This is a genomic window from Gordonia heveisoli (assembly GCF_030315745.1).
Lineage (GTDB): Bacteria > Actinomycetota > Actinomycetes > Mycobacteriales > Mycobacteriaceae > Gordonia.
Map to the genome: position 1 here is coordinate 182,642 of NZ_JASXSH010000005.1, position 22,681 is coordinate 205,322.

General features: G+C 67.5%; 20 protein-coding genes and 4 tRNA genes. 10 read left to right on the plus strand and 14 right to left on the minus strand.

The annotated features are described in order from the left end of the window. Positions 1–40 precede the first annotated feature (40 nt). The 3 genes from QSJ18_RS06550 (at position 41) to dxs (ending at position 5,500) form a co-directional block, all read left to right on the plus strand. Positions 41–2,053, plus strand: a complete 2,013-nt coding sequence (locus tag QSJ18_RS06550) for an APC family permease (RefSeq protein WP_286325490.1) — start codon at positions 41–43, stop codon at positions 2,051–2,053. Continuing rightward, positions 2,050–3,333, plus strand: a complete 1,284-nt coding sequence (locus tag QSJ18_RS06555) for a class I SAM-dependent RNA methyltransferase (RefSeq protein ID WP_286325491.1) — start codon at positions 2,050–2,052, stop codon at positions 3,331–3,333. The genes QSJ18_RS06550 and QSJ18_RS06555 overlap by 4 nt, the downstream gene beginning before the upstream one ends. 196 nt (positions 3,334–3,529) lie before the next feature. Next, positions 3,530–5,500 carry a 1-deoxy-D-xylulose-5-phosphate synthase gene (dxs, locus tag QSJ18_RS06560; RefSeq protein WP_286325492.1) on the plus strand — a complete coding sequence of 657 codons (1,971 nt, stop codon included), beginning with the start codon at positions 3,530–3,532 and terminating at the stop codon, positions 5,498–5,500. 5 nt (positions 5,501–5,505) lie between these two features. Here dxs and QSJ18_RS06565 read toward each other — a convergent pair whose 3' ends face one another. Beyond that, a complete protein-coding gene (locus tag QSJ18_RS06565) occupies positions 5,506–6,819 on the minus strand; it encodes a ribonuclease D (RefSeq protein ID WP_286325493.1) in 1,314 nt (437 codons plus the stop codon). Further along, on the minus strand, positions 6,816–7,445 hold the full coding sequence (locus QSJ18_RS06570) for a DUF3000 domain-containing protein (RefSeq protein ID WP_286325494.1): 630 nt from the start codon (positions 7,443–7,445) through the stop codon (positions 6,816–6,818). The genes QSJ18_RS06565 and QSJ18_RS06570 overlap by 4 nt, the downstream gene beginning before the upstream one ends. Positions 7,446–7,559: 114 nt before the next feature. Here QSJ18_RS06570 and hemE point away from each other — a divergent pair, with 114 nt between their 5' ends. The 3 genes from hemE to hemQ are packed head-to-tail and all read left to right on the plus strand — an operon-like array spanning position 7,560 to position 10,796. Next, on the plus strand, positions 7,560–8,624 hold the full coding sequence (gene hemE, locus QSJ18_RS06575) for a uroporphyrinogen decarboxylase (protein WP_286325562.1): 1,065 nt from the start codon (positions 7,560–7,562) through the stop codon (positions 8,622–8,624). Next, the gene (gene hemG, locus QSJ18_RS06580; RefSeq protein ID WP_286325495.1) at positions 8,624–10,057 is read left to right on the plus strand and encodes a protoporphyrinogen oxidase; all 1,434 of its coding nucleotides are present in this window, start codon (positions 8,624–8,626) and stop codon (positions 10,055–10,057) included. The genes hemE and hemG overlap by 1 nt, the downstream gene beginning before the upstream one ends. A 46-nt stretch (positions 10,058–10,103) precedes the next feature. Further along, positions 10,104–10,796, plus strand: a complete 693-nt coding sequence (gene hemQ, locus QSJ18_RS06585) for a hydrogen peroxide-dependent heme synthase (RefSeq protein WP_286325496.1) — start codon at positions 10,104–10,106, stop codon at positions 10,794–10,796. 81 nt (positions 10,797–10,877) lie between these two features. Here the strand turns inward: hemQ and msrB are convergent, their stop codons facing one another. The 4 genes from msrB to QSJ18_RS06605 all read right to left on the minus strand — a co-directional run bounded on the left by msrB (position 10,878) and on the right by QSJ18_RS06605 (position 15,135). Next, positions 10,878–11,300, minus strand: a complete 423-nt coding sequence (msrB, locus tag QSJ18_RS06590) for a peptide-methionine (R)-S-oxide reductase MsrB (RefSeq protein ID WP_286325497.1) — start codon at positions 11,298–11,300, stop codon at positions 10,878–10,880. Between the two features lie 63 nt (positions 11,301–11,363). After that, positions 11,364–12,623: a glycosyltransferase family 87 protein gene (locus QSJ18_RS06595; RefSeq protein ID WP_286325498.1), complete on the minus strand. Its 1,260-nt coding sequence runs from the start codon at positions 12,621–12,623 to the stop codon at positions 11,364–11,366. Between the two features lie 86 nt (positions 12,624–12,709). Further along, the gene (locus QSJ18_RS06600) at positions 12,710–14,320 is read right to left on the minus strand and encodes an alpha/beta fold hydrolase (RefSeq protein ID WP_286325499.1); all 1,611 of its coding nucleotides are present in this window, start codon (positions 14,318–14,320) and stop codon (positions 12,710–12,712) included. A gap of 14 nt (positions 14,321–14,334) precedes the next feature. Beyond that, complete coding sequence (locus QSJ18_RS06605; RefSeq protein WP_286325500.1) at positions 14,335–15,135, minus strand: pyrimidine reductase family protein; 801 nt, start codon at positions 15,133–15,135, stop codon at positions 14,335–14,337. Positions 15,136–15,170: 35 nt separating this feature from the next. Between QSJ18_RS06605 and zapE the strand changes: the two genes are divergently transcribed. After that, the gene (gene zapE, locus QSJ18_RS06610) at positions 15,171–16,187 is read left to right on the plus strand and encodes a cell division protein ZapE (protein WP_286325501.1); all 1,017 of its coding nucleotides are present in this window, start codon (positions 15,171–15,173) and stop codon (positions 16,185–16,187) included. An 83-nt stretch (positions 16,188–16,270) separates the two neighbouring features. Here zapE and QSJ18_RS06615 read toward each other — a convergent pair whose 3' ends face one another. The 4 genes from QSJ18_RS06615 to QSJ18_RS06630 form a co-directional block, all read right to left on the minus strand. After that, entirely contained in the window at positions 16,271–16,900 is a 630-nt protein-coding gene (locus QSJ18_RS06615; protein WP_286325502.1) for a GNAT family N-acetyltransferase, read from the minus strand. Positions 16,901–17,033: 133 nt separating this feature from the next. Next, positions 17,034–17,108: transfer RNA gene (locus QSJ18_RS06620), tRNA-Val, on the minus strand. A 21-nt stretch (positions 17,109–17,129) separates the two neighbouring features. Continuing rightward, a tRNA-Cys gene (locus QSJ18_RS06625) sits at positions 17,130–17,203 on the minus strand. 22 nt (positions 17,204–17,225) lie between these two features. Next, a tRNA-Gly gene (locus QSJ18_RS06630) sits at positions 17,226–17,298 on the minus strand. Positions 17,299–17,536: 238 nt separating this feature from the next. Between QSJ18_RS06630 and QSJ18_RS06635 the strand changes: the two genes are divergently transcribed. Then, a tRNA-Val gene (locus QSJ18_RS06635) sits at positions 17,537–17,608 on the plus strand. A gap of 148 nt (positions 17,609–17,756) precedes the next feature. Then, the gene (locus QSJ18_RS06640) at positions 17,757–18,689 is read left to right on the plus strand and encodes a restriction endonuclease (protein WP_286325503.1); all 933 of its coding nucleotides are present in this window, start codon (positions 17,757–17,759) and stop codon (positions 18,687–18,689) included. Positions 18,690–18,858: 169 nt separating this feature from the next. Here QSJ18_RS06640 and QSJ18_RS06645 read toward each other — a convergent pair whose 3' ends face one another. The 4 genes from QSJ18_RS06645 to QSJ18_RS06660 form a co-directional block, all read right to left on the minus strand. Further along, on the minus strand, positions 18,859–19,296 hold the full coding sequence (locus tag QSJ18_RS06645; RefSeq protein WP_286325506.1) for a PIN domain-containing protein: 438 nt from the start codon (positions 19,294–19,296) through the stop codon (positions 18,859–18,861). 14 nt (positions 19,297–19,310) lie between these two features. Next, positions 19,311–19,841: a helix-turn-helix domain-containing protein gene (locus QSJ18_RS06650; RefSeq protein WP_286325507.1), complete on the minus strand. Its 531-nt coding sequence runs from the start codon at positions 19,839–19,841 to the stop codon at positions 19,311–19,313. A gap of 365 nt (positions 19,842–20,206) precedes the next feature. Next, entirely contained in the window at positions 20,207–20,512 is a 306-nt protein-coding gene (locus QSJ18_RS06655; RefSeq protein ID WP_286325508.1) for a hypothetical protein, read from the minus strand. Then, a complete protein-coding gene (locus QSJ18_RS06660; protein WP_286325509.1) occupies positions 20,512–21,105 on the minus strand; it encodes a recombinase family protein in 594 nt (197 codons plus the stop codon). The genes QSJ18_RS06655 and QSJ18_RS06660 overlap by 1 nt, the downstream gene beginning before the upstream one ends. Before the next feature lie 225 nt (positions 21,106–21,330). Here QSJ18_RS06660 and QSJ18_RS06665 point away from each other — a divergent pair, with 225 nt between their 5' ends. Then, positions 21,331–22,653, plus strand: coding sequence for a glycosyltransferase 87 family protein (locus QSJ18_RS06665; RefSeq protein ID WP_286325510.1), 1,323 nt, complete (start codon positions 21,331–21,333; stop codon positions 22,651–22,653). The last annotated feature ends 28 nt before the right edge of the window (positions 22,654–22,681 follow it).

Sequence of the window (22,681 nt, forward strand, 5' to 3'; positions counted from 1 at the left end):
CCTGATGGTCAACGGGTCGGGCACGCTCTAGGGTTGCGGGGTGTCCACCGTCTCCAAGGTGTCCGTGGCGACCAAACGTCTGCTGTTGGGTCGGCCCTTCCGTAGCGACACCCTCGGCCACACGCTGTTGCCGAAACGCATCGCGCTGCCCGTCTTCGCCTCGGATGCGATGTCGTCTGTCGCCTATGCCCCCCAAGAGATCTTCCTGGTGCTGTCGGTGGCGGGGGTCTCGGCGCTGGCGTACACCCCGTGGGTGGCGCTGGCCGTCGCGGTGGTGATGGTCGTCGTGGTCGCCAGCTACCGGCAGAACGTGCACGCCTACCCGTCCGGCGGTGGTGACTATGAGGTCGCGACGGTGAACCTCGGCTCCAACGCAGGACTCACCGTCGGCAGCGCACTGCTGGTCGACTACGTGCTGACCGTGGCGGTGTCGGTGTCGTCGGCGGCGGAGAACATCGGGTCGGCGGTCCCGTTCGTCGCCGACCATCGCGTGTGGTTCTGTGTCGCCGGGATCCTGCTGCTGGCCGCGGTCAACCTGCGTGGCATCAAGGAATCCGGTGCGGTGCTCGCGATCCCGACCTATGCGTTCATCTTCGGTGTACTCGTGATGCTCGCCTGGGGGTTCATCGACATCTATCTGCTCGACGACTCCATCCGCTCGGAGACCGCCGATTTCGAGATCCGGGCCGAGGACAGTCACCTCGTCGGGATCGCCTTCGTCTTTCTGATCGCGCGCGCCTTCTCCTCCGGTTGCGCTGCGCTGACCGGTGTGGAGGCGATCAGCAACGGTGTCCCGGCGTTCCGGAAGCCGAAGTCGCGCAACGCCGCGACCACGCTGCTGATGCTGGGCAGTATCGCGATCGTGCTGCTGCTGGGCATCGTGATGCTGGCCGAGAAGATCGGCGCGAAATACGTGATGGATCCGGCCAAGGACCTGATCGGCGCACCCGCCGACTATCAGCAGAAGTCGATGATCGCCCAGCTGGCGCATGCCGTCTTCGGCGGATTCAGTCCGGCGTTCTACTTCGTGGCCGTCGCCACCGCGCTGATCTTGCTGCTGGCTGCCAACACCGCATTCAACGGCTTCCCGGTACTCGGGTCGGTGCTGGCGCAGGACCGTTTCCTGCCGCGCCAGCTGCACACCCGCGGTGACCGGCTGGCTTTCAGCAACGGCATCCTGTTCCTCGCCCTGGCGGCGGTCGTCTTCGTGGTGGCCTTCGACGCCGAGGTCACCAAACTCATCCAGCTCTACATCGTCGGTGTGTTCGTGTCGTTCACGCTCAGCCAGACCGGCATGGTGCGGCACTGGACGCGACTCCTGCGCACCGAGACCGATCCGCGCGCACGTCGCCGGATGCTGAGGTCGCGGGTGATCAACACGATCGGTCTGCTCATGACCGGCACCGTGCTGGTCGTCGTGCTCATCACCAAATTCACTGCGGGCGCCTGGATCGCGATCGTCGCGATGATCGCCTTGTTCGTCGTGATGAAGCTCATCCACCACCATTACGCGACGGTGCAGCGCGAACTCGAACGGGCCGAACTCGACGAGGAGTCGGTACTGCCCAGTCGCACCCATTCGGTGGTCTTGGTGTCGTCACTGCATCTGGCCACCCGCCGTGCACTGCGGTACGCCCGCGCCACCCGGCCCGACGTGCTGGAGGCGATCACCGTCAACGTCGACGACCGCGACACCCGCAAACTGGTGTCGCAGTGGGAGGCGAGCGACATCACCGTGCCGCTGAAGGTCATCGCCTCGCCTTATCGCGAGATCACCCGACCGGTCATCGACTATGTCCGACGCGTGCGGCGGGAGAACCCGCGCGACGTCATCACCGTGTTCATTCCCGAATATGTCGTCGGGCATTGGTGGGAGCAGATCCTGCACAACCAGTCCGCGCTGCGGCTCAAGGGCAGACTGCTGTTCGAGCAGGGGGTGATGGTGACGTCGGTGCCCTGGCAGTTGACCTCCTCGGATCGTCTCAAGGACGTGCCGAAGTACTCGGCGCCCGGTGACACCCGACGCGCCCTCGGCGATCTGGAGAACCGGTGACCGGTATCGAACTGGACCTGCTACTCGAACGTCCGGCCAACGGTGGTGACTCGGTCGCCCATACCGACGGTCGGGTCGTCTTCGTGCGTGGCGCGATCCCCGGCGAACGGGTGCGTGCCCGGGTCACCGACGACGCCAACGCGTCGTTCTGGCGAGCCGAGACCGTCGAGGTCCTCGAGGCGTCGCCGTATCGGGTTCCGGTGCTCTGCGCAGCCGCCGACCACGGCGCGGGATGCTGTGACCTGGCCTTCGTCGCGCCCGCTCATGCGCGTGTCCTCAAGCGTGACGTCCTGCGTGACGTGCTGCTGCGGGTGGGCAGAGTGCCCGACGAGCTGATTGCGAACACGGCACTCGTGCACACCGGCATCGAGTCGGTGGGGGCCGACACCGGCTGGCGAGTGCGGACCCGGCTCGCGGTCGGCGATGACGGGCGGACCGGACAGCGCGCCTTCCGCGGGTCGTCGATCATCACCTGGCCCTGTGCACAGCCCTCAGCGGGCCTGCTCGACGACCTCGACGGTCTCGGCACCCCGGGCAGTGAGCTGGCCGTCGTCGAGGACGCCGACGGCCGGCGGCATGTCGTCGAACTTGCCGCGGTCGACTCGCGCGGCCGCGGCCGCCCCGGTGCCCAGCGCACCCGGCATCGGCGGACGACGTCGCGTCGCGCCGAACGGGTAGTGGCGGGTGCGGCTGCGGCCCGGCATGCCGTGGGCACACGGGTATGGGAGATCCCGGTGACGGGTTTCTGGCAGGCCCATCGCGGTGCCCCGGAGGCCTATTCGCAGGCGGTCACGGACCTGATCGCCGCCACACTCGCCGATCTCGGGCGTCCCGCGGTCGCCTGGGATCTGTACGGCGGTGCGGGGGTCTTCGCCGCGGCGCTTCTCGACCGGGCCGGAGTCGGTGCGGTCCATCTCGTCGAGTCCGACACCCGCGCGCTGGCAGCCGCCGATACCGCCTTCGGCGCGGACGAACCGGTCCACCGCCATCATGGCGAGGTCGCCCGTCTGGTCGGTGGCCTGCCCGCACCAGACGTCGTCGTCCTGGACCCGCCGCGTACCGGCGCGGGCAGCAAGGTGATCAACGCCGTCTGCGCGGCGGCGCCGTCGGTCGTCGTCCATGTCGGCTGTGACGCGGCTCGCTTCGCCCGCGATCTGGGGCTGTACCGCGACCACGGGTATCGGCCGGTCGAGATCCGCGGTTTCGACGCGTTTCCGCTGACACATCATGTGGAGGCGATCGCCGCGCTGGTGCCCGCGGACACGGGACGCCGAGGCTGATCCGGCCCGCGGTGATCACCGGCACGCGTCGCGTGGCGTCGGGGCGTCGGGGAGAGTCCGTAGACTGATCGGTTGTGAGTGTCGGCGCGAACCGGTGTCGATGCGGCCGCCACCGACGCGGCGTGGTCAGCCCCCACGCGGTCCGGTGCGTCAGGGTGGCCTGAGATGGATATGTGAGATCTCGATGGAGGAAGCGATGAGCGTGCTCGACCGGATTGATTCGCCGGCCGATCTGCGGCAGTTGTCGCCGGCGGAGATGGTGACGCTGGCCGCCGAGATCCGGGAGTTCCTCATCGCGAAGGTCGCCGCGACCGGCGGTCACCTCGGCCCCAATCTGGGGGTGGTGGAGCTGACGCTGGCCATGCACCGCGTCTTCGACTCCCCGCACGATCCGCTGATCTTCGACACCGGACATCAGTGCTACGTGCACAAGATCGTCACCGGCCGCAAGGACGGATTCGACGGCCTGCGCCAGCGTGGCGGGCTGACCGGCTACCAGGACCGCGCGGAGAGCGAACACGACTGGGTGGAGTCCTCGCATGCGTCGGCGGCGCTGTCCTACGCCGACGGACTCGCCAAGGCGTTCGCGCTGTCGGGTCAGGGCGACCGCACCGTGGTGGCGGTCGTCGGTGACGGCGCCCTGACCGGCGGTATGTGCTGGGAGGCCATCAACAACATCGCCGCCTCCGATCGCCGCATCGTGATGGTCGTCAACGACAACGGCCGGTCCTATGCGCCGACCATCGGCGGGCTGGCCACCCACCTGTCCGGGTTGCGGCTACGGCCCGGATACGAGCGCTTCCTCGACGAGAGCCGTCGCGCCGTCAAGCAGATGCCGGTTGTCGGGGACTCCGCGTACGCGGTCCTGCACGGCGTCAAGAGCGGCCTGAAGGACCTGCTGAGCCCGCAGGCGATGTTCACCGACCTCGGCATCAAATACGTTGGCCCGGTCGACGGCCACGACGTCGCCGCCATGGAATCGGCCCTGGCTCACGCCCGCGACTTCGGGGGTCCGGTGATCGTGCACGCGGTCACCCGCAAGGGCATGGGATACGCGCCGGCGGAGAACCACAAGGCCGACCAGATGCACGCCACCGGTGTGATGGACCCGGCCACCGGACGGGCGACCAGCGTCTCACCGCAGGATTGGACGTCGGTGTTCTCAGCGGCTCTGGTGGAGGCCGGGCAGGCGCGCGAGGATGTCGTCGCGATCACCGCGGCGATGCCCGGACCGACCGGATTGACACCCTTCGGCGAGCGTTTCCCGGATCGGATGTTCGACGTCGGCATCGCCGAACAGCATGCGATGACGTCGGCGGCCGGACTCGCCCTCGGCGGGATGCACCCGGTTGTCGCGATCTATTCGACCTTCCTCAACCGCGCCTTCGACCAGTTGCTGATGGATGTGGCGTTGCTGCGGCTACCGGTCACCGTGGTGCTCGACCGGTCCGGCATCACCGGACCAGATGGTCCCAGCCATCACGGCATGTGGGATCTGTCGCTGATGGCGATGGTGCCCGGGCTGCGGGTGGCGGCGCCGCGCGACGCGGTGCGTCTGCGTGAGGAGTTCGACGAGGCGCTCGCGATCTCCGACGGTCCGTCGGCGCTGCGATTCTCCAAAGGTGCGGTGCCCGAGGATATCCGGGCGATCGAACGCCTTGATGACGGCGCCGACGTGCTGCATCGGGCCAGCCCGGGGATGGGGCCGGCGTCGGGGGATGTCCTCATCGTCGCGGTCGGCGCGTTCTGTGCCCTGGCCGTCGACACCGCTGAACGGCTGGCGCAGCAGGGGATCGTGGCCACCGTCATCGACCCGCGCTGGGTACTGCCGGTCCCGGTGTCGGTGGTCGAGGCCGCCACCCGGCACCGCCTGGTAGTCGCCCTCGAAGACGGTGGCGTCAGCGGTGGGGTCGGTTCCGAGGTCGCGGCGGCGATCGCCCGCGCCGAGGTCCTGGTGCCGGTACAGACCCGCGGCGTTCCACAGGAGTTCGTGCTGCACGCCTCACGTGGCGAGATCCTTGCCGAATTGGGTCTGACTGCACAGGATCTGGCGCGGTCGATCACCGCGACGGTGTCGGGTATGCAGGTCGCTCCCGAGCTGGATTCCGGTGTGCATGACGCGCCGGTGCCGCGGCACCAGCACAGCCCGGCAGACGATCAGGCCTGAGTCGGTCAGGCCCCGGTTGTCGTACCCGGGGTTGTGACACCGGCGAGTGCCTCGGCGATGGCGGCGGAGCACAGGTCACGTTGCCAGCTGCGTGCACCGTCGGCGGCGAGCCGTTGGTTCACCGACTCGGTGTCGGGGTGTGCGACACCGTCCCAGCAGAGCTGACGCATCGCATCGGGGAGAAGCAGGTTCTCGGCGGGTACCGAGTGCTCCTCGGCGATCGCGCTGATCCGTGGGCGCACGGCAGCCAGGCGTGCGGCGGCGTCGGGATTGCGTTGCTCCCAGCGGCTGATCGGCGGTAGACCCGTGGACGGGGTTTTGCGTGCGGGCAGGTCGGCGTCGGACAGCTCGGCGGCCCGGCGCAGCGCACTGAACCAGACCCCGGCCTGACGACGCTGCCGTGGTCCGCCGAAGACGGGCAGCCGGGTCAGTTCCTCGACGGTCGACGGGTTGACGGTGGCCGCGTTGACGACGGCGGAGTCGGGCAGGACTCGTCCGGGAGCGACGTCGCGGCGCTGGGCGATCTCCTCACGTGCGGTCCACAGTTCGCGGACCGCGGCCAGGGTTCGCTGGTCCTTGATGGTGTGGATGTTGGAGGTCCGACGCCACCTGTCGGTGCGCGGCGGGGCGGGCGGGCGCTGCAGAATGTAGTCGAATTCCTCACGGGCCCAGCCGTCCTTGCCTGCCGTGGCGAGTGCGGAATCCATCGCGTCACGCAGCTCCACGAGCACCTCGACGTCGAGTGCGGCGTAATTGAGCCAGTCGTCGGGGAGTGGCCGACGCGACCAGTCGGCAGCACCGTGACCCTTCTGCAGGCCGAGCCCGAGGAAGTGGGCCACCATCGCCGCGAGATTGACCTTGGCCAGACCGAGGAGCCGGCCGGCGAGTTCGGTGTCATACAGCGTCGTACACACGAAACCGAGTTCGCGAAGACAGGGCAGATCCTGGTCCGCGGCGTGCAGCACCCATTCCGGTCCGGCCAGGGCGTCGATCACCGGGGCCAGCGCGTCCGGCTCGGCGATCGGATCGATGAGGAACGATCCCGATCCCTGCCTGCGCAGCTGGATCAGGTAGGCCCGCTGCGAGTAGCGATAGCCCGACGCCCGCTCGGTGTCGACGGCGATCGGGCCGGTACCGGCCCGCAGGGCGCGGGCGACGTCGTCGAATTCGTCGGAGTGTGACAGGACCGGCGGGACACCGTCGACGGGAGTCAGTAGCGGGGTGACCGGCGGCGTATCGGCCTCGGTAGACGGATCGGATCCACCCGGGTCGGACCCGGCCGAATCGCCGCTCGATCCGCGTGTTCCGGCTTCGCTCATGACAACCCGAGTTCGGTGACCCCGACCGGTGGGAGGCCGGCCGCGGACGCCAGCACATCGCAGAAGGACTCGAGGTGGCGACCGAGACCGTCGGTTGTCACCGCGGTCCAGGAGGCCCGCAGCTCGAGCTGGTGGGCGCGTGGCGGGCCGGCGATGTCGCCGTAGCGGACCGAGGTGGTCGAGGTGACGGTGCCGCCGAGCGCGGTGACGGCGAAATCCGATGTCGAGTCGTCGGGGGAGGCGGTCTCACCGACCGGGACACCGAGCGCGTCCGAGAGCCAGCTCCAGGCGACCTCGGGCAGCAGCGGGTCCATCGCGAGTGCCGCCTCGACCTCGGCCTGGATGTAGGCGACCAGGCGCATCGTGCCGTTCCAGGCGTCCTGGCCGGCCGGGTCGTGCAGCAGGATGAGACGTCCGAACGCGGACCCCTGCGATTCCACGGGCAGCTCGCTGTCGGCGATGTCGGGTCCGGCGACTTCGGCGCCGACGGCATAGCTGTACGGCGCGAGGCGCTGCGGTGGTCGGATCGGTCCGACCTCGATCTCGCGCCGGATGCGGGCCGCATGCAGCGACTCGACGGCGGCGCGGAAATCAGCAGGCTCGCTGGGAGCTCCCGAAGAGGTCACGTCTCGACGGTAGGTCGGCGGCGGCGAGCGGCGGCGGAGGCGCGCCGGATATCGGCGGACGAACCTGGGTCCGGCGTGTACTGCGGGTGATCGCACATGGCAGAGTTGACCGTGATGTCGCACGCAACTCGTACCCGCGCCGATCGTTCCCAGCTGCCGCTTGTCGCCGCCGCGACGGGTGCGCGGCCCAGCCGCCGTCCCGTGTGGTTCATGAGGCAGGCCGGCCGCTCACTGCCCGAGTATCGGGCGCTGCGCGCCGAACACGGCATGCTCGAATCCTGTTTCGACCCGGCGATGGTGTGTGAGATCACCATGCAGCCGGTCCGCAGGCACGACGTGGACGCCGCAATCCTGTTCTCCGACATCGTGGTGCCGCTCAAGGCGGCCGGAATCGACCTGGACATCGTCGCCGGGACGGGCCCGGTGATCGCCAACCCGGTCCGCACCGCCGCCGACGTCGCTGCGCTGCCACGCCTGGAACCTGATGCGGTGGGTGCGGTCGCGCATGCGGTCGGACTCATCCTCGATGAGTTGAGCGACACCACCGCGCTGATCGGTTTCGCCGGGGCACCGTTTACGCTCGCGTCCTATCTGATCGAGGGCGGCCCGAGTCGCAACTATGAGCGCACCAAGGCGATGATGCACGGCGATCCGCAGACCTGGAATCTGCTGATGGGTAAGCTCGCCGACATCACCATCGCGTTCCTGCGGGTCCAGCTCGACGCAGGCGCCGACGCCATGCAGTTGTTCGATTCGTGGGCCGGGATGTTGTCGGCCGCGGACTATCAGCGGTTCGTCGCACCGCACAGCACCCGGGTGCTCGCCGAGGTCGCTGAATATGGGGTGCCCCGCATCCACTTCGGTGTCGGGACGGGTGAACTGCTCGCCCCGATGGCCGCGACCGGCGCCGATGTCATCGGCGTGGACTGGCGGGTACCGCTGGACGAGGCGGTGCGCCGGGTGGGGCCGGGTAAGGCCGTGCAGGGCAACCTCGACCCGACGCTGTTGTTCGCCGGCACTGACGTCGTAGAGCAGCACGTACAGCGCGTCATCGACGACGGTGATCGCGCCATCGCCGAAGGTGCGATCGGGCATATCTTCAACCTCGGGCACGGTGTTCTGCCGGGTACCGATCCGGATGTGCTGACCCGCGTCGTCGAGCTGGTCCACACCCTCTGATGACACCGTCGGGTGCGGCACCGCGGGTCGCGGTCATCGGAGCGGGGATCTCCGGGCTGACCGCGGCGTTCCGGCTGCGTCAGCAGCTCGGTGCCGATGCCCGCATCGACGTCCTCGACGCCGCCGATCGACTGGGCGGGATCCTGCACACCACCGCGGTCGGCGGACAGTTGGTCGATGTCGGCGCGGAGGCCTTCATCGTCCGTCGTCCCGAAGCGCTCGCCCTGGTCACCGAGCTGGGACTGGCCGATCAGGTCGTCGCACCCGCCGGACGTCGGCCCGCGATCTGGGCCGGGGGTACGTTGCACCCACTGCCGACCCCGGCGTTGATGGGTATCCCGGCCTCCGCCGAGGCGATGTCTGGTCTCGCAGACGACGCCGACCTCACCCGGATCGCCGGCGAAGCCGACCGTCCGCTGGATTGGCGGCCGGGCGCCGACCCGGCACTCGGTGACTTCGTGGCCGACCGCTTCGGTGCCAGTGTCGTCGCCCGGGGCGTCGACCCGATGCTCGGCGGCGTGTATTCGAGCCTGTCCGCCGACATCGGTCTTCGGGAGGCCATTCCCGCGCTCGCGGCCGCACTCGACGCCGGGGCCACCTCGTTGACCGCCGCGGTACGCAGCGTCATCGCCGCCGGCGCGGGCAGCAGTGGACCGGTCTTCGGCACTCTCCTCGGCGGCTACCGGACGTTGATCACCGCGCTGCGGTCCGCGGCGGATGTGGTTCCCGAGGTCGGCACCCGGGTGGTGGCGGTGGCCCCGCAGAACCGTCGGGGCTGGACCGTCGTCGACGAGGACGGCATCGCCCGCGATTACGACGGCGTCGTGCTGGCCACCCCGGCCTGGACGGCGGGTGCGTTACTGGCCGACGCAGCTCCGGCGCTCGCGGCGCCGCTGTCGGCGGTGGCCGGGGCATCATCGGTGGTCGTGTCGATCGCGCTCGCGCCCGCAACGATGATCCCGGATCATTCGGGGCTACTCGTCGCGACCGGAGAAGACTTGCACGCCAAGGCTTTCACCTTCAGTTCCCGGAAGTGGGATCATCTCGCCGATGCCACCCGACCGGTGTCGGTGCGGGCCTCGTTCGGCCGGTTCCGTGCGCCGGTTCCGGATCCGTCGAAGGAGCCCGGCGTCGACGATCGGTTGCGTGGTGAGGCGCTGGCCGACCTCGACCGGGTGTGTGCCGCCGCGGGTGTGGGGCCGGTGTCTGGACGTGCGGTGGACCTGGTGGTGCAGCGCTGGCCGGGCGGCCTGCCGGTCTACCCGCCGGGCCATCTGGCCCGGATGCGCGACGTACTGCGGGACTGCCCCGTGGGGCTGGTGCTGGCGGGTTCGGCCTATACCGGTGTCGGGGTTCCGGCGTGTATCGGGCGGGCCGGGCAGGCGGTCTCCGAACTGCTCGCCGGACTGTCGGCGGTACCGGGAAATATGTGACCCACCTGACTGATCGGCCGCGTGACTCGAGTGGCACGATGAGATCATGACCCGTTTGGACTACGCAGAGCTCAATGCCACTGTTCGCTACCTGATGTTCTCCGTCTTCGCTGTTCGCCCCGGCGAGCTGACCGATCGGGACGAGGCGAAATCCGATGCCGCCGACTTCTTCAAGTCGCTGTCGGACAGTGGTGTCGTGGTTCGCGGCGTCTACGACGTGTCAGGTCTGCGCGCCGACGCCGATTTCATGATCTGGTGGCATGCGGAGAAGATCGAGGAACTGCAGGCGGCGTACGCACGGTTCCGCCGCGAGACCGTCCTCGGGCGTGCCAGCAACGCGGTGTGGAGCAATGTCGCACTGCACCGTCCGGCCGAGTTCAACAAGAGCCACATCCCGGCCTTCCTCGCCGGTGAGGAACCCGGAAACTACATCTGCGTGTATCCGTTCGTCCGGTCCTACGAGTGGTATCTGCTGCCCGACGAGGAGCGTCGCAAGATGCTCGCCGATCACGGCAAGGCGGCCCGCGAGTACAAGGACGTGCGCGCCAACACCGTCGCATCGTTCGCACTCGGCGACTACGAGTGGCTGCTCGCCTTCGAGGCGCCCGAACTGCATCGGATCGTCGACCTCATGCGTGACCTGCGCGCCACCGAGGCTCGGATGCATGTCCGGGAGGAGACCCCGTTCTTCACCGGCCCGCGGGTCGAGGTGAACGCGCTCATCGACGCGTTGCCGTGACCTTGTCCGGGGGACGCGCGTCCCCCGGCGTCGAGGGGACTTCGTGGCGCGTCGCCGACGCACCTGGCACCTCGGTCGGCGCTACGAGTCCTCGGCCTCTAACTGCAGGCTGATCGAGTTGATGCAGTAACGCAGGTCGGTGGGGGTGTCGTAGCCCTCGCCCGCGAAGACGTGGCCCAGATGGCTGCCGCAGTTGGCGCACAGCACTTCGGTGCGGGTCATGCCGAGCGTGTTGTCGACCCGTTCGATGATGGCGTCACCGGCCAGCGGGGAGAAGAACGACGGCCAGCCGCAATGGGATTCGAACTTCTGCTCACTGCGGAACAACTCGGCGTTGCACGCGCGGCAGCGGTAGACGCCGACAGTCTTCTCGTCGGTGTACTCACCGGTGAACGGCGCCTCGGTGCCGGCCTGGCGCAGCACTCGGTACTCCGCTGGGGTCAGGCGTTGCTTCCACTCGTCGTCGGACAGATTGGCGAGCTCGGCGGGGGTCTCGGAGGTCATATGTCCACGGTAGCGAGCGACGGCCCGATTGCGCCACGATCGCAGGCGACCACCGGACCGACGTCAGGAAGCTGCGACGGCCGCGGTGGTCGGCGCATCGTCGCCGGGGGAGTCGGAGAGCGGTTCTGGCGCAGGTGCTTCGGCCGCCTCCGCCGCACGGATGTCCAGGTACCGGAACAGCAGTGAACAGAACACCGCGATCATCAGCAGCGACCAGCCCCACGTGACCTTGCCGTACTCGAGAATCCACCCGAAGACGTTCCAGCGTTCGGAGTAGAAGCTGTCGAAGGCCATACAGCCGTAGACGCCGAGCCAGGCCGGCCAGTTGCGCACCGGTGACCCTGGCAGCACCACCGTCATCAGGAGCGGGAACAACAGCATCGAGTAGTAGCCCTGCCCGAGCGCGCCGACCAGGAAGGTAGTGCCCAACAGCACGCCCGACGACGCGCTGAGCCAGAGCAGTTCGTTGGTGGTGCGGTAGTACCGATAGAGGAACCACAGCGAGAAGACGGCCATCGCGACGAAGGCGACGCGCAGCAGGATGACCAGCCACGGTGCCACACCGAAGTAGGCACCGTTGCCCGGAATCGAACTGTTGTAGTAGTCGCGGGCCTCGCTGAGGTACGGCGTGGTGTCGGTGAGGAACTTCTTGGCGTCGACGCTCAGCGGCCACGCCACCACCATCAGCGCGGCCGGGATGCCGATCCCGGTGATCAGGACCTTCCACTGCCGGTTGAGCAGGGCCAGCAGCAGTAGCGGTGCGAGGACGGGTTTGACGGCGATGGTCAGGCCGATCGCGGCACCGGCCCACAGGTCGTAGCGTTTGATCAGCAGCAGCATGAAGGCGAGCATGCCGAGCAGCACGAAGGCGTTGAAGTTGGTGAAGATCAGCGTGTTGGCGACCGTCTCGGTACTGAAGAAGAAGAACAGCACGGCCGGCATCACCCACGACGTGACCGAGTAGCCGAACATCCGGGTCAGCAGATACGCCGAGACCACCAGCGCGATCACCGACACCGCGATGAACAGCCAGCGTGCACGCTCGAAGTCGATGACCGCCACCGGCGACATGAGCAGCGTTCCCGACGGTGGGTAGAGGTAGTGCGGGCTGACGGTGTCAAGGTTCTCGCCGTAGACGGGGAGACGGTTGAGGAAGGCGAACGCGGCATCGTAGACGGGCCGGAAGTCGTCGGTGCGGGAGCCATTGACACCCAGGATCACCGAACGCTGGAACACCATCATGATGCTGAGCGGCCACAGGATCATCGGGATGATCCGCTGCACGCTCACCTGGGGGTAGAGATATTTGTCGACAGTCGCCACGCGCGAACCCTACTACGAGTCGTGCGTCACTCCCGCCGATGCCCCCAACGGGGTGTCGGCGGAATGGGCGATTCGTCCGGGGTCGGTCAGGCCGGGCAGCCGCGCTGGGTCTGGCCGGTCAGCGGTGCCCGGTCGACGTACTCGGCGACGACATCGGCGGCGCAGCTGCTGCGGGCGAGCACCGAGTAGCCCAGACCGTCCCAGGTGACGGTGACCGGCGCGACCTGGAGGTTCATGAACAGCGGCTTGAGTGCCGCAGCACCGCTTCCGCCGTTGATGGTGTCGTTGCTGCCGGACAGCACCAGCGGTGCGGTGGGCAGGGCGGTCGGCGCGCGGGTGCCCTCTGCGGGCGGCCAGCCGTTGCATCGCAGCAGCGACAGCGCGGCGTCGGCGCCGGTGAGGGAACTCTGCCGCGACCAGGCATCGATAAGCCCAGGGATCTCGCTCTGTCCGACGGGACCGATCACGTCATTGCAGGTGGCGACGATCGCCCCGTCGTTGAGTCGCAGCTGCGCGGCACGCGAGGCCAGGGCGGTCAGCGCCCCGGTGTCGCCGCGGTCGGCCGCGACAATCGCCGACGACACCGCAACCAGTGCGTCGGGTTTGGCGTCCGCGGTTGCCACGGCGGTGGTGATCGCGGCGAGCGCCTGGGTGTCGGAGAGGGCGCCGAGCCGGCCCGCCCCCGCGCGGTCGATCAGGCGTTGCATGGTCGCGAGACCGTCGGTACCGAAGGCGCAGCCGGGGACGGTCGCACATCGCTGGGCGAAGGTCTGTAACCCGGTCTGCACCCACGTCGCGCGGGCGAGCGCCCGATCCCGCGCATTCATGCCGAACGGGGTGGGGGTGTCGAGGATGAGCCGACCGGCCCGACCGGGATAGAGCGACGCGTAGGCCAGCGCGACGTCGGATCCCTCGCCGACGCCGACGATCCCGAGGTGCTCCACACCCCAGGTGCGGCGCAGGGTTTCCAGATCGGATGCGGCGAAGCTGATGCTGAAGTTCAGTTGGTACGGCGTCAGAGTCTCGGTGCAACTGTCCGATGCCGACGACGCGGAGGACGCCAAGGCGCTGATCCGCGCGCTGTCCGACGACGCGGTGTTCCGGTTGAAGCCGTTGTCGACGAGATTGGCCCGTTCGATTCGGGTCATGCAGTCGAGATCTTTGCTGCGCGGGATCCCCCGACGATCGATCGCGACGATCGGATGGGTGCGCAGGATCTGCGCCCCCGCGCCGTCGGCGAGCATCAGCAGGGTTCGAGACGACGGCAGATCGGACCCGGAGGTGAGGACCAGCGGTGCCGCCGTGGGCGGTGTGGACGCGGTGCGTAGCCGCGTGGCGGCGATCGGCATGACCGCATCGTCGGGCCGGGCCGGGTCGATGGGGGAGTCGAAGGTCGCGCACTCGACCGTCATCCCGGCCGGTGCGCCGACCGAGTACGCCCCGGCGACCTCGGCGGCACACGGTCGCCACTTCAGATCCTGTTTCGGCGCGGCAAGCGCCGGTGGCGGCGGCGGGGGTGCGACCGATGTCGTGGTCGCCGGGTTGTCGTTACCGTCACCGGGGACGAGATCGGGGCCGGATTCGGGACCGACCGCGCAGCCCGACAGCACGATTCCGGCGACCAGCGCCGCGACGCCGATCAGGTGCCGCCGCTGCCGATATCCCGGCCCGATACGGCCACCCCGCGCTGATCGCATGTCCGCGAGCGTAGTCAATGAACCGTGTCGAGGTCCTGACCGCCTCGCACCCAGCGTGTGTAGACGAATCCGTCGTCGTCGGTGAGGACTGTCGCGGTGCGCATCGGCCGCATCACGTTGGTGGCCAGGTCGTGCGCGATCCGCGAGGCGTTACCGGCGACGAGGTGAGGACTGGTCGTCAGGCACAGTTCGTCGACGAGGTCGGCGGTGATCAGCGATCCGAATAGGGTGGGGCCGCCTTCGCACAGGACCCGCCGCCAGCCGCGCTCGGCGCAGACGTCGGCGACGATCGTCGGATCGACCTCCTCTTCGCCGCAGTCGACGAGGGTCACCCCCAGGTCGGTGAACGCCCGCCGCTGGTCCTCCGGAGCGTTGCGGCAGGTCAGCACGACGGTGTCGGGGTTGGTCAGCGGCGGATAGTCGGCTGGGATGGAGAGGGTGCGCGAGAGCAGCGCGAGGGCCGGTGCCGGGGTCTGCTCCGCCTGGGTACGCAACTCGGTGAAGACAGCGTCGGGTGAGGGCTGCCGGTAGCCCTCGGCGACGGCGGTGCGGGCGCCGACCATCACCACATCGGCCAGGCCCCGCAATGCCCGGAACACCGCGCGGTCGCCGGGGCCGCCGAGATCGCCGGATTTCCCGTCGTGGGTGACCGCGCCGTCGACGGAGCTGACGAAATTGGCCCGGATGTACGGGCGGGGCAGACACGGTGGGGAGGTCGGCACCGGGGGATAGGGATACTGGGCCGCGAGCCACCGCAGCATCGACGCCTCGTCCGATCCGGATGTGACCTGGGTCGCTTTCTGCAGGTGGAACATGACTCCATCATTACCCGCCTGGTTACCCTCCCTCTATGGTGGCTCGACTCTGTGACCGGAACCCGGCGACTTCGCCCGACGCACTCATCGACGAGATGGTTCCTCCCTCGACCTTCGACGAGGTCAGCTTCGACAGCTACATCCCCGACCCGAATGAGCCGTCGCAGGCGCAGGCCGTTGCCAAGGCCCGCGATTTCGTCGCCCGGGCCAGCAAGGTTCGTACCGGCAAGCGCGGCTTCTTCTCTCGCAAGGCGGCACCCGCACAAGGTGTCGGCCTGTACCTCGATGGCGGGTTCGGTGTCGGCAAGACCCACCTGCTCGCCTCGATCTACCACTCGATGCCCGAACCGAAATCGTTCGCGACCTTCGTCGAGGTCACGCACGTCGTCGGCGCGCTCGGGTTCATCAATGCGGTGGAGCGACTGTCGCAGCACAATGTGCTCTGCATCGACGAATTCGAGCTCGACGATCCAGGCGACACCATGCTCGTCTCGCGTCTGCTGACCGAGCTCGCCGGCCACGGGGTGTCGATCGTCGCGACGTCGAATACATTGCCCGGCCAGCTGGGTGAGGGCCGTTTCGCCGCCCAGGACTTCCTGCGTGAGATCCGCAAGCTGTCGGGAGTCTTCGAGACCATCCGGGTCGACGGACCCGACTATCGCCATCGCGACCTGCCGCCCGCTCCCGAACCGAGTTCGGAAGCCGACCTCGTCGAACTGGCCGGGGCGTCACCCAACGCGACGCTCGACGACTTCGATGAACTGTGCGCGCACCTGAGCACCCTGCACCCGTCCAAGTACAAGGACCTCATCGACGGTGTGGACCTGGTGTGCATCAAGGGTGTGCATCCGGCACTGGATCAGTCGGTCGCGCTGCGCCTGGTGGTCCTCGCCGACCGGCTCTACGACGCGAATGTCCCGGTGATGGTCTCGGGCAGCAAGCTCGACGAGATCTTCACCGACGAGATGCTCGCCGGCGGTTACCGCAAGAAGTATCTGCGCGCGACGTCGCGACTGCTCGCATTGTCGCGTTTCGCAGCCAACGCGGCCTGACACCGCGGCACCGGAATCCCGGGACGACAAATTTTCCGCCGACGGGGCGGTTGGTACGGGCGTACCAACCGCCCCGTCGACGTTTATGCCTTGGGGTGCCCGTCGAGTGCTTGCGACATGATGTAGTCGTGTTCGACCGATCCGTTCAGGTCGAAGGTTTTCACGCCCGCCCGGGTGAATCCCATCTTGGTGTAGAAGCGTTGGGCGCGAAGGTTTTCCTGGTTCACACCGAGCCAGACGATGGCGGCCGATCGCGTGCGTGCGAGGTCGATGGCGGCCTCCATCAGCGCGCGTGACGGCGAGACCGGCCTGCCCTGGGTGTGATGGTCGGGAAGCACATACATCTTCGACACCTCGGTCGCCGGCCGTGCCGTGATCACCGTCTGTACGTCGCTGTCGGCGGGTTCGCCGTGCCGGACGAGGCAGTAGCCGACCGGCGGGCCGTCGGGGCTCTCACGGGCGATGAGGACGTCTGAGTCGGTATCGAGGATGTGTCCGCGCATGGTGTCCGCGTTCAGATTGTCCGCGATATAGGCGGCGATGTCGTCGGGGGAGGAGTCCGGCGGGCAGGCCAACGGAAAAGTGGCCGCGGCGACGTCGGCGATATCGGCGGCCAACGCCGGATCTGTGACACGCTGCACAAAAGTAGGTGTGGTGCTCACTGCCTGCTCCTCGTCGTCGGCGGCGGCGAGGACGCCGGTTGCCGTATCCATCGTGATGGGTATCACGCTGTTCCACCCCATCTCTCGCCGGCCACCCGTGTTCCGCGTGGGGTGCACTGCGGAGGGTGGGGTGTTGCGGCACGACGACAAACGCGGTTCCGAATCTCGGAACCGCGTTTATCGATGGTGCGCGATACAAGGATTGAACTTGTGACCTCTTCCGTGTCAGGGAAGCGCTCTCCCACTGAGCTAATCGCGCAAGTATAAAGTTTTCCGGTGATGGAGGTGGCGACGGGAATCGAACCCGTGTACACGGCTTTGCAGGCCGTTGCCTAACCACTCGGCCACACCACCAGATGCGAGTCGACTCGCGCCGAGCGGATGACGGGATTCGAACCCGCGACCCTCACCTTGGCAAGGTGATGCGCTACCAGCTGCGCTACATCCGCATGCCCGAGAGCTGATCTTTTGGACCGTTTTTGTTGCTCTCGGTGCGATGCAGAACATTATCTGACGCTTCCCACTCTTCACAAATCGGCTGGTCAGAGGCCTAAAGTCGCGCATAAGCGCAGTTGCGACACCGTCGCAGACCTGTTCGCGGGCAAAACTGGTTCGGATTTTGTCCGCTGCGCCCCGGCGTGTAATCTTCCCCTTCGTGCACAGCGCCCAGGCGTAGCGCGCAAGTACGGTCCCGTGGCTCAGTGGAAGAGCGTCCCGTTCACACCGGGAAGGTCGCTGGTTCGATCCCAGCCGGGACCACAACGTTAGAGCGTTTTTCGAGGTCGTCGGGCCGCAAGCGGGCCATCACTCGTGAATTTTCATCCAATTGCGACGCGCAGTCATCGCTCGTCGGCAATGCCAGCGCAACCGTCTAGGGTTGCTCCGCGTCTAGACGGAGTGCTGCGCGGTGACCGTTCCCGATTACCAGACGCTGATGCGGCCGGTCCTGGCCTACCTTGCCGACGGTCAGGTCCATCGCTCTCGTGATGTGGTCGACGCGATGGCTGATCATTTCGGCCTCAGTGACGATGAGCGTGCCGAGATGCTGCCGAGCGGCGCTTCTAAACGGATCAACAACAGGGTTGGGTGGGCGACCACATATCTCAGTCAGGCCGGGTTGATCGAGCGTCCGGGTCGTGGGCAGATGGTGATCTCGGCTCAGGGCCGTGAGGCGCTCGACCGCAATCCTGAGCGGATCGACACCACGGTGCTGGAGGCATACCCGGCATTCGTGGAGTTTCGCGAGCGCAAGCGGGGCGGCAGTCGGCGTGAAAGCCCTGCGGACGCACCTGGCGTATCGGTGCCGGACGATGATGACACGAGTACCCCGAACGACCTCCTGGACCGGGCGGTGTCGACCAATCGGGCGGCTGTCGAGAGTGAGGTGCTCGCGGCTGCTCTCAAGCTCTCGCCCACCGGGTTCGAGGAACTCGTCGTCCGGCTGCTACAGAAGATGGGCTACGGCAGCCTCGGGTCCGTCGAGCGAACGAGCGCATCGGGTGACGCCGGGGTGGACGGGATCATTAGTCAGGATCCGCTCGGGCTTGATCGCATCTACGTCCAGGCGAAACGATATGCCGAGGATCGCGCTGTCGATCGTCCGAGGATTCATGAGTTCGCAGGGGCTCTGCTGGGCAAGCAGGGGGACCGGGGCGTGTACATAACGACGTCGCGCTTCACCAATGGCGCACGTGACGAGGCTGAGCGCATCAACGCTCGCATCGAGTTGATTGGCGGCTCGCGGCTCGCCGAGTTGCTGGTGCAGTACGGCGTCGGCGTTCAACCCGAACAGTCCGCCACTCTGTATCGCGTGGACGAAGACTTCTTCGATTCGATCTGATGTATGGAGGATCGCTCGAAGGAGCCGACAGGGTATTCGTGTGTTCAGCTCCCTGATTCAAAATAGGGTCTGATATCGCGGACGAAACCCTTTGTGCCAGAGGCGGAGAGGGCTTCGAGGAATGCCTCCGTGGTCACCGGCGGGTGACTACGTTTGTCTGCGGTTTGGGCTACGCAGGCCACTGCGCGCGCCGGGTTGCGGTGGAGCAGGTCCAAGAGGAACCGGTCGGAGCTGCGTGTGTGGAGCCCAGCGGCTCCGGGACCGCCTTCGGGAAGTGCTTGGTGTTGTCGGTGGCGATTGCAGACGCATGGCCTCTCACGGCGGCTGCGACGACGTGGCGGTCGTCGGGGTCGGGCATCCCAGTGATCGCCACTTCGAGCGGCTCCCAACCTTCTACGCAGGCGTCCTCGAACGCGTCGTTCGTGGCATCGACTCGTGTGCGCGCTCGCTCCTCGGAGATACGACCCTTCGTCGCTCGATGGATACCGCGCACAGTCTCGTCCATGATGCGGTCGCTCCACAGCGGGAAATACGCCCGGTGCTCGGCGAATGTGAGGAGTAGATCGGCTTTGTGGATCGGCACCAGAACACAGGCGTCGAGCACCACGCGAAACCCCGCCATTACCCCTTGTGCTCCTCGGCGATCTCGTGGCGAGCGGTGCGTATGGTCTCGTGGTAGTCCTCGGCGGGTACGTCGTACAGGCTGCTCTCCTCGGCGTCGTCCACGAGAGCTTGCAGCGCCGTCCGCCGCTCCGCCGCGCGCTGTGACTGGTAGTCGATCAGGTCGCCCAACTCCACGCGCCGGTGACGGCTACCTTCGACGGTTTCGTAGGGGACCTTGCCGCTCTCTAGGAGTTTGATGAGCGTGGGGCGGCTGATGCCGAGGTAGTCGGCTGCCGCCTGCGTCGAGAGCTTCTGATCGACCGGAGCGACAACGACCGCACGGCGGGCACGCATGGCTTCCACGATCTGTGTCAGCGTGCTGTAGACCTCTAGCGGGAGGGGGATTTGCTCGCCGTCGGGACCAAGGAGTGCGGCGGGCTCGTCGTGGTGGTCGAGGAACTTCGACAGGTCCATGAGGGCGTCGAGGTTGGTGGCGTCTGTCGGAGGAAAGAACGTTCCTTTTCTGCGGGGTGTGGCGGCTGTGCTCATGGAGCCAGTTTTGCCGACTAATCGAAATAAACGCAATACCTGGCGGTCGGCTGTGGATAGTCCACGGCTACCCACGGAGGCCGACGGGGCGGACGGTGAACGACCCGGGCACGGAGCCGGACCGGATCAATGCGTCCGGGATCGTCCGGCGTCAGCACAGACTTCTCGACCGTCGCGTCGTAGACGTGGCGATGACCGCGTGCGCGGATTCGCCGCCATCGCACCTACCGGCGGCGTGGGCAGCCGCCACTGAGCCGACACCTTCTCGGCTTACGACATCAAGGCCGGGGCCGCGTGAGTCGCTACGGCGCCTTGTTCAACCGAATAGTCTGTGGCGATGCCGAAAGTGGCATCGCCACAGCTGTTTACGTCGAATGTCGCAGGTATCCGTACAGTGCGGCACGGTAGCCGCGGGTGTAGCTGCGGTCGTCCTCGGTCAGGTCCGGATCGGGTTCGGCCGCCATGGTCGTCGACGCGAGTTGCCGTGCCCACGGTGCGGGCAGCGACTCCAGGCGGGTGATCGCATCGTCGAACCCCTGCTGGAAGTGATCGGGGTCGAGGGCGCTGTCGAGTTCGGGGTCGATGAGCGGGAACGACGTCGGCAGTCGGGTGGCCGTGCCGTAGGGCGTCACGATGTCCAGCGGCGGGAATTCGGGTTCGATGGTCGACATTACGCGGACCTCCTGTCGGCCAGGGAGCGGTACAGGGTGGCGCGGCTGACACCGAGCGCGGCGGCGATCGCGGGCACCGACTCGCCGCCGGCCCGCATCTGCTCGGCCAGGGCAACCTGGTGCTCATCCAGCGCCCGCGGACGTCCGACTGCCGATCCGTGCGGTCGTCGCGGCGACGACGCCAACAGTCGGGTTCGGCCGGTTTCGTCGTCGAGTTCGGCGAGCGATGAAAGCACGCCGATGATCATCGAGCCCACCCGATCTGATGAATCGATGCCCTCGCGCAACGATCGGATGGCGACGTCGCGGCGGGTCAACTCGCGAGTGGTGGCCAGCACCTCGTCGACGGTCCGGCCGAGCCGGTCGATCCCGGTGACGACGGTCGTGTCCCCGGCACGTGCGTAGTCGAGCAGGGCGATGAGACCGGGCCGCGGGGCCGGGGCGTCCGGACCATGGTCGCTATAGATCCGGTTCGCGGCGACGCCGACGTCGGCGAGTTCGTCGATCTGCGCGGCGAGGCTCTCGGTGCCGATCCCGGATCGGGCGTAACCCAGGAGTGCACCGCCCGCGCCGTGGGGTGTCTCTGACTTCATGTCTCTCAGAATATCTCAGAAGTGTTGCAGAACGTGTATCGAAACCGTGCGTGTCGCATTGCCGTTCTGGGATCAACAATCAGTCAAATGACCAGAATTGCGACTGTCGCAGATTGTATGTATATATAATGAGACTGTCTCAATATTGAGAATGAGCACTATGCCTGTCCGCGCCGGGCGTCAGCCCGTCGGGGTGGACAACTAGGGTCGACTGCCATGAGGTCGGTGGGGTCAACGCGCGACGTCGCCCGCCGGGACCTGCCGTGGGGGATGGCGCTGCTCGCGGTCGCGGGCGCGCTGGTGACGGTGTTCATGAACACCGTCGTGAACCCGATCGGTGGTGCCAGTGGCCTGTTCGGTGCCGCCATCGACGTCGAGGTCTATCAAGCGGGTGCGGCACATCTGTGGTCGGGCGAGTCGGTCTACGACGGCCCGGTGCTGGTCACCTCGACGATGCAGATGATGTTCACCTACCCGCCGTTCGCGGCCGTCCTCTTCTCACCACTGGCGGCCCTCCCATACCTCGGTGTCATCCTGGCGGCCTACCTCGGCAACGTCATTCTGTTGGCGGCTCTCGTCGGGGTCTGCCTGCGGCTGTTGCGATTCCGGACGTCGAGTGCGTTCTGGTGTTTCACCCTGGCCGCCGCGGTGGCCCTGCTCACCCTCGAACCGGTGCGCAGCACCTTCGCGCTCGGCCAGATCAACATCCTGCTCGTGCTGCTGGTGGTCGCCGACATCGGTCGGCGCGGCGGTCGGCTGCGCGGCGTCGGCGTGGGGATCGCCGCAGGCCTCAAACTGACCCCGCTGATCTTCGTCGTCTACCTACTCCTGACCAGACAGTGGCGGACTGCGGCCACCGCGGTCACGACCTTTGTGGCCACGGTCCTCGTCGGCTTCCTGGTGCTGCCCGTGGACGCCTGGCACTACTGGACGGGCACCGGACTCGACGCCCAGCGCATCGGCGTCGTCGACGCGACGTCGAATCAGTCGGTCAAGGGCTATCTGTCCCAGCTACTGCGCTTCTTCGACGCCACCGGCTATCGGGATGCCACGACCGGAATCTTCGTCGCGCCGGCCTGGATGTGGGTACCGGCAGCGGCGGCCGTCGCGGCGTTGGGGTTGTGGGCGGCGTGGGCCGCACACCGTCGGGGCGTGGATCTGCTCGCCGTCGCCATCGTCGGGATGGTCGGCTGCGCGGCGTCGCCGTTCGCGTGGGGGCATCACTGGGTGTGGGTGGTGCCGCTCGTGATCGTCGCGGTCGATTACGCGTGGACGGTCGGCCCGAACCGGCCGTGGGTGTGGGTGGTGCCGGCGGTCATCGTCGCCGCCACCTTCATGTGGTGGTTCCGCCCCGCATCCGGACACGGGTTCGATTTCGGTGTGTTCATGTTGCCTCGGCCCGCGGACGCCGGGCGGCTCCAGTCGGCGACGATCGTCGTGGCGGCCGGCTGCTATCCCATCCTGCTGACGGCGACCGCGATCGTCACCCTGTGGTGGGCGCGATCACGTCCTGCGGAGTCTCGTCGCAGGTCGGCGCCGATCCGCTAGCTCGCGCGACGGGTGACTACCCGGTGGC

Excerpts from the sequence above, each read along its gene's own strand:
- QSJ18_RS06655 (WP_286325508.1), bottom strand. The coding sequence starts at position 20,512 with ATGTCGACCATCGAACCCGAATTCCCGCCGCTGGACATCGTGACGCCC.
- QSJ18_RS06605 (WP_286325500.1), bottom strand. The coding sequence starts at position 15,135 with ATGTTCCACCTGCAGAAAGCGACCCAGGTCACATCCGGATCGGACGAG.
- hemE (WP_286325562.1), top strand. The coding sequence starts at position 7,560 with ATGTCGCACGCAACTCGTACCCGCGCCGATCGTTCCCAGCTGCCGCTT.
- QSJ18_RS06660 (WP_286325509.1), bottom strand. The coding sequence starts at position 21,105 with ATGAAGTCAGAGACACCCCACGGCGCGGGCGGTGCACTCCTGGGTTAC.
- QSJ18_RS06565 (WP_286325493.1), bottom strand. The coding sequence starts at position 6,819 with ATGAGCGAAGCCGGAACACGCGGATCGAGCGGCGATTCGGCCGGGTCC.
- hemQ (WP_286325496.1), top strand. The coding sequence starts at position 10,104 with ATGACCCGTTTGGACTACGCAGAGCTCAATGCCACTGTTCGCTACCTG.
- QSJ18_RS06600 (WP_286325499.1), bottom strand. The coding sequence starts at position 14,320 with ATGCGATCAGCGCGGGGTGGCCGTATCGGGCCGGGATATCGGCAGCGG.
- hemG (WP_286325495.1), top strand. The coding sequence starts at position 8,624 with ATGACACCGTCGGGTGCGGCACCGCGGGTCGCGGTCATCGGAGCGGGG.
- QSJ18_RS06650 (WP_286325507.1), bottom strand. The coding sequence starts at position 19,841 with ATGAGCACAGCCGCCACACCCCGCAGAAAAGGAACGTTCTTTCCTCCG.
- msrB (WP_286325497.1), bottom strand. The coding sequence starts at position 11,300 with ATGACCTCCGAGACCCCCGCCGAGCTCGCCAATCTGTCCGACGACGAG.
- zapE (WP_286325501.1), top strand. The coding sequence starts at position 15,171 with ATGGTGGCTCGACTCTGTGACCGGAACCCGGCGACTTCGCCCGACGCA.
- QSJ18_RS06615 (WP_286325502.1), bottom strand. The coding sequence starts at position 16,900 with ATGGATACGGCAACCGGCGTCCTCGCCGCCGCCGACGACGAGGAGCAG.
- dxs (WP_286325492.1), top strand. The coding sequence starts at position 3,530 with ATGAGCGTGCTCGACCGGATTGATTCGCCGGCCGATCTGCGGCAGTTG.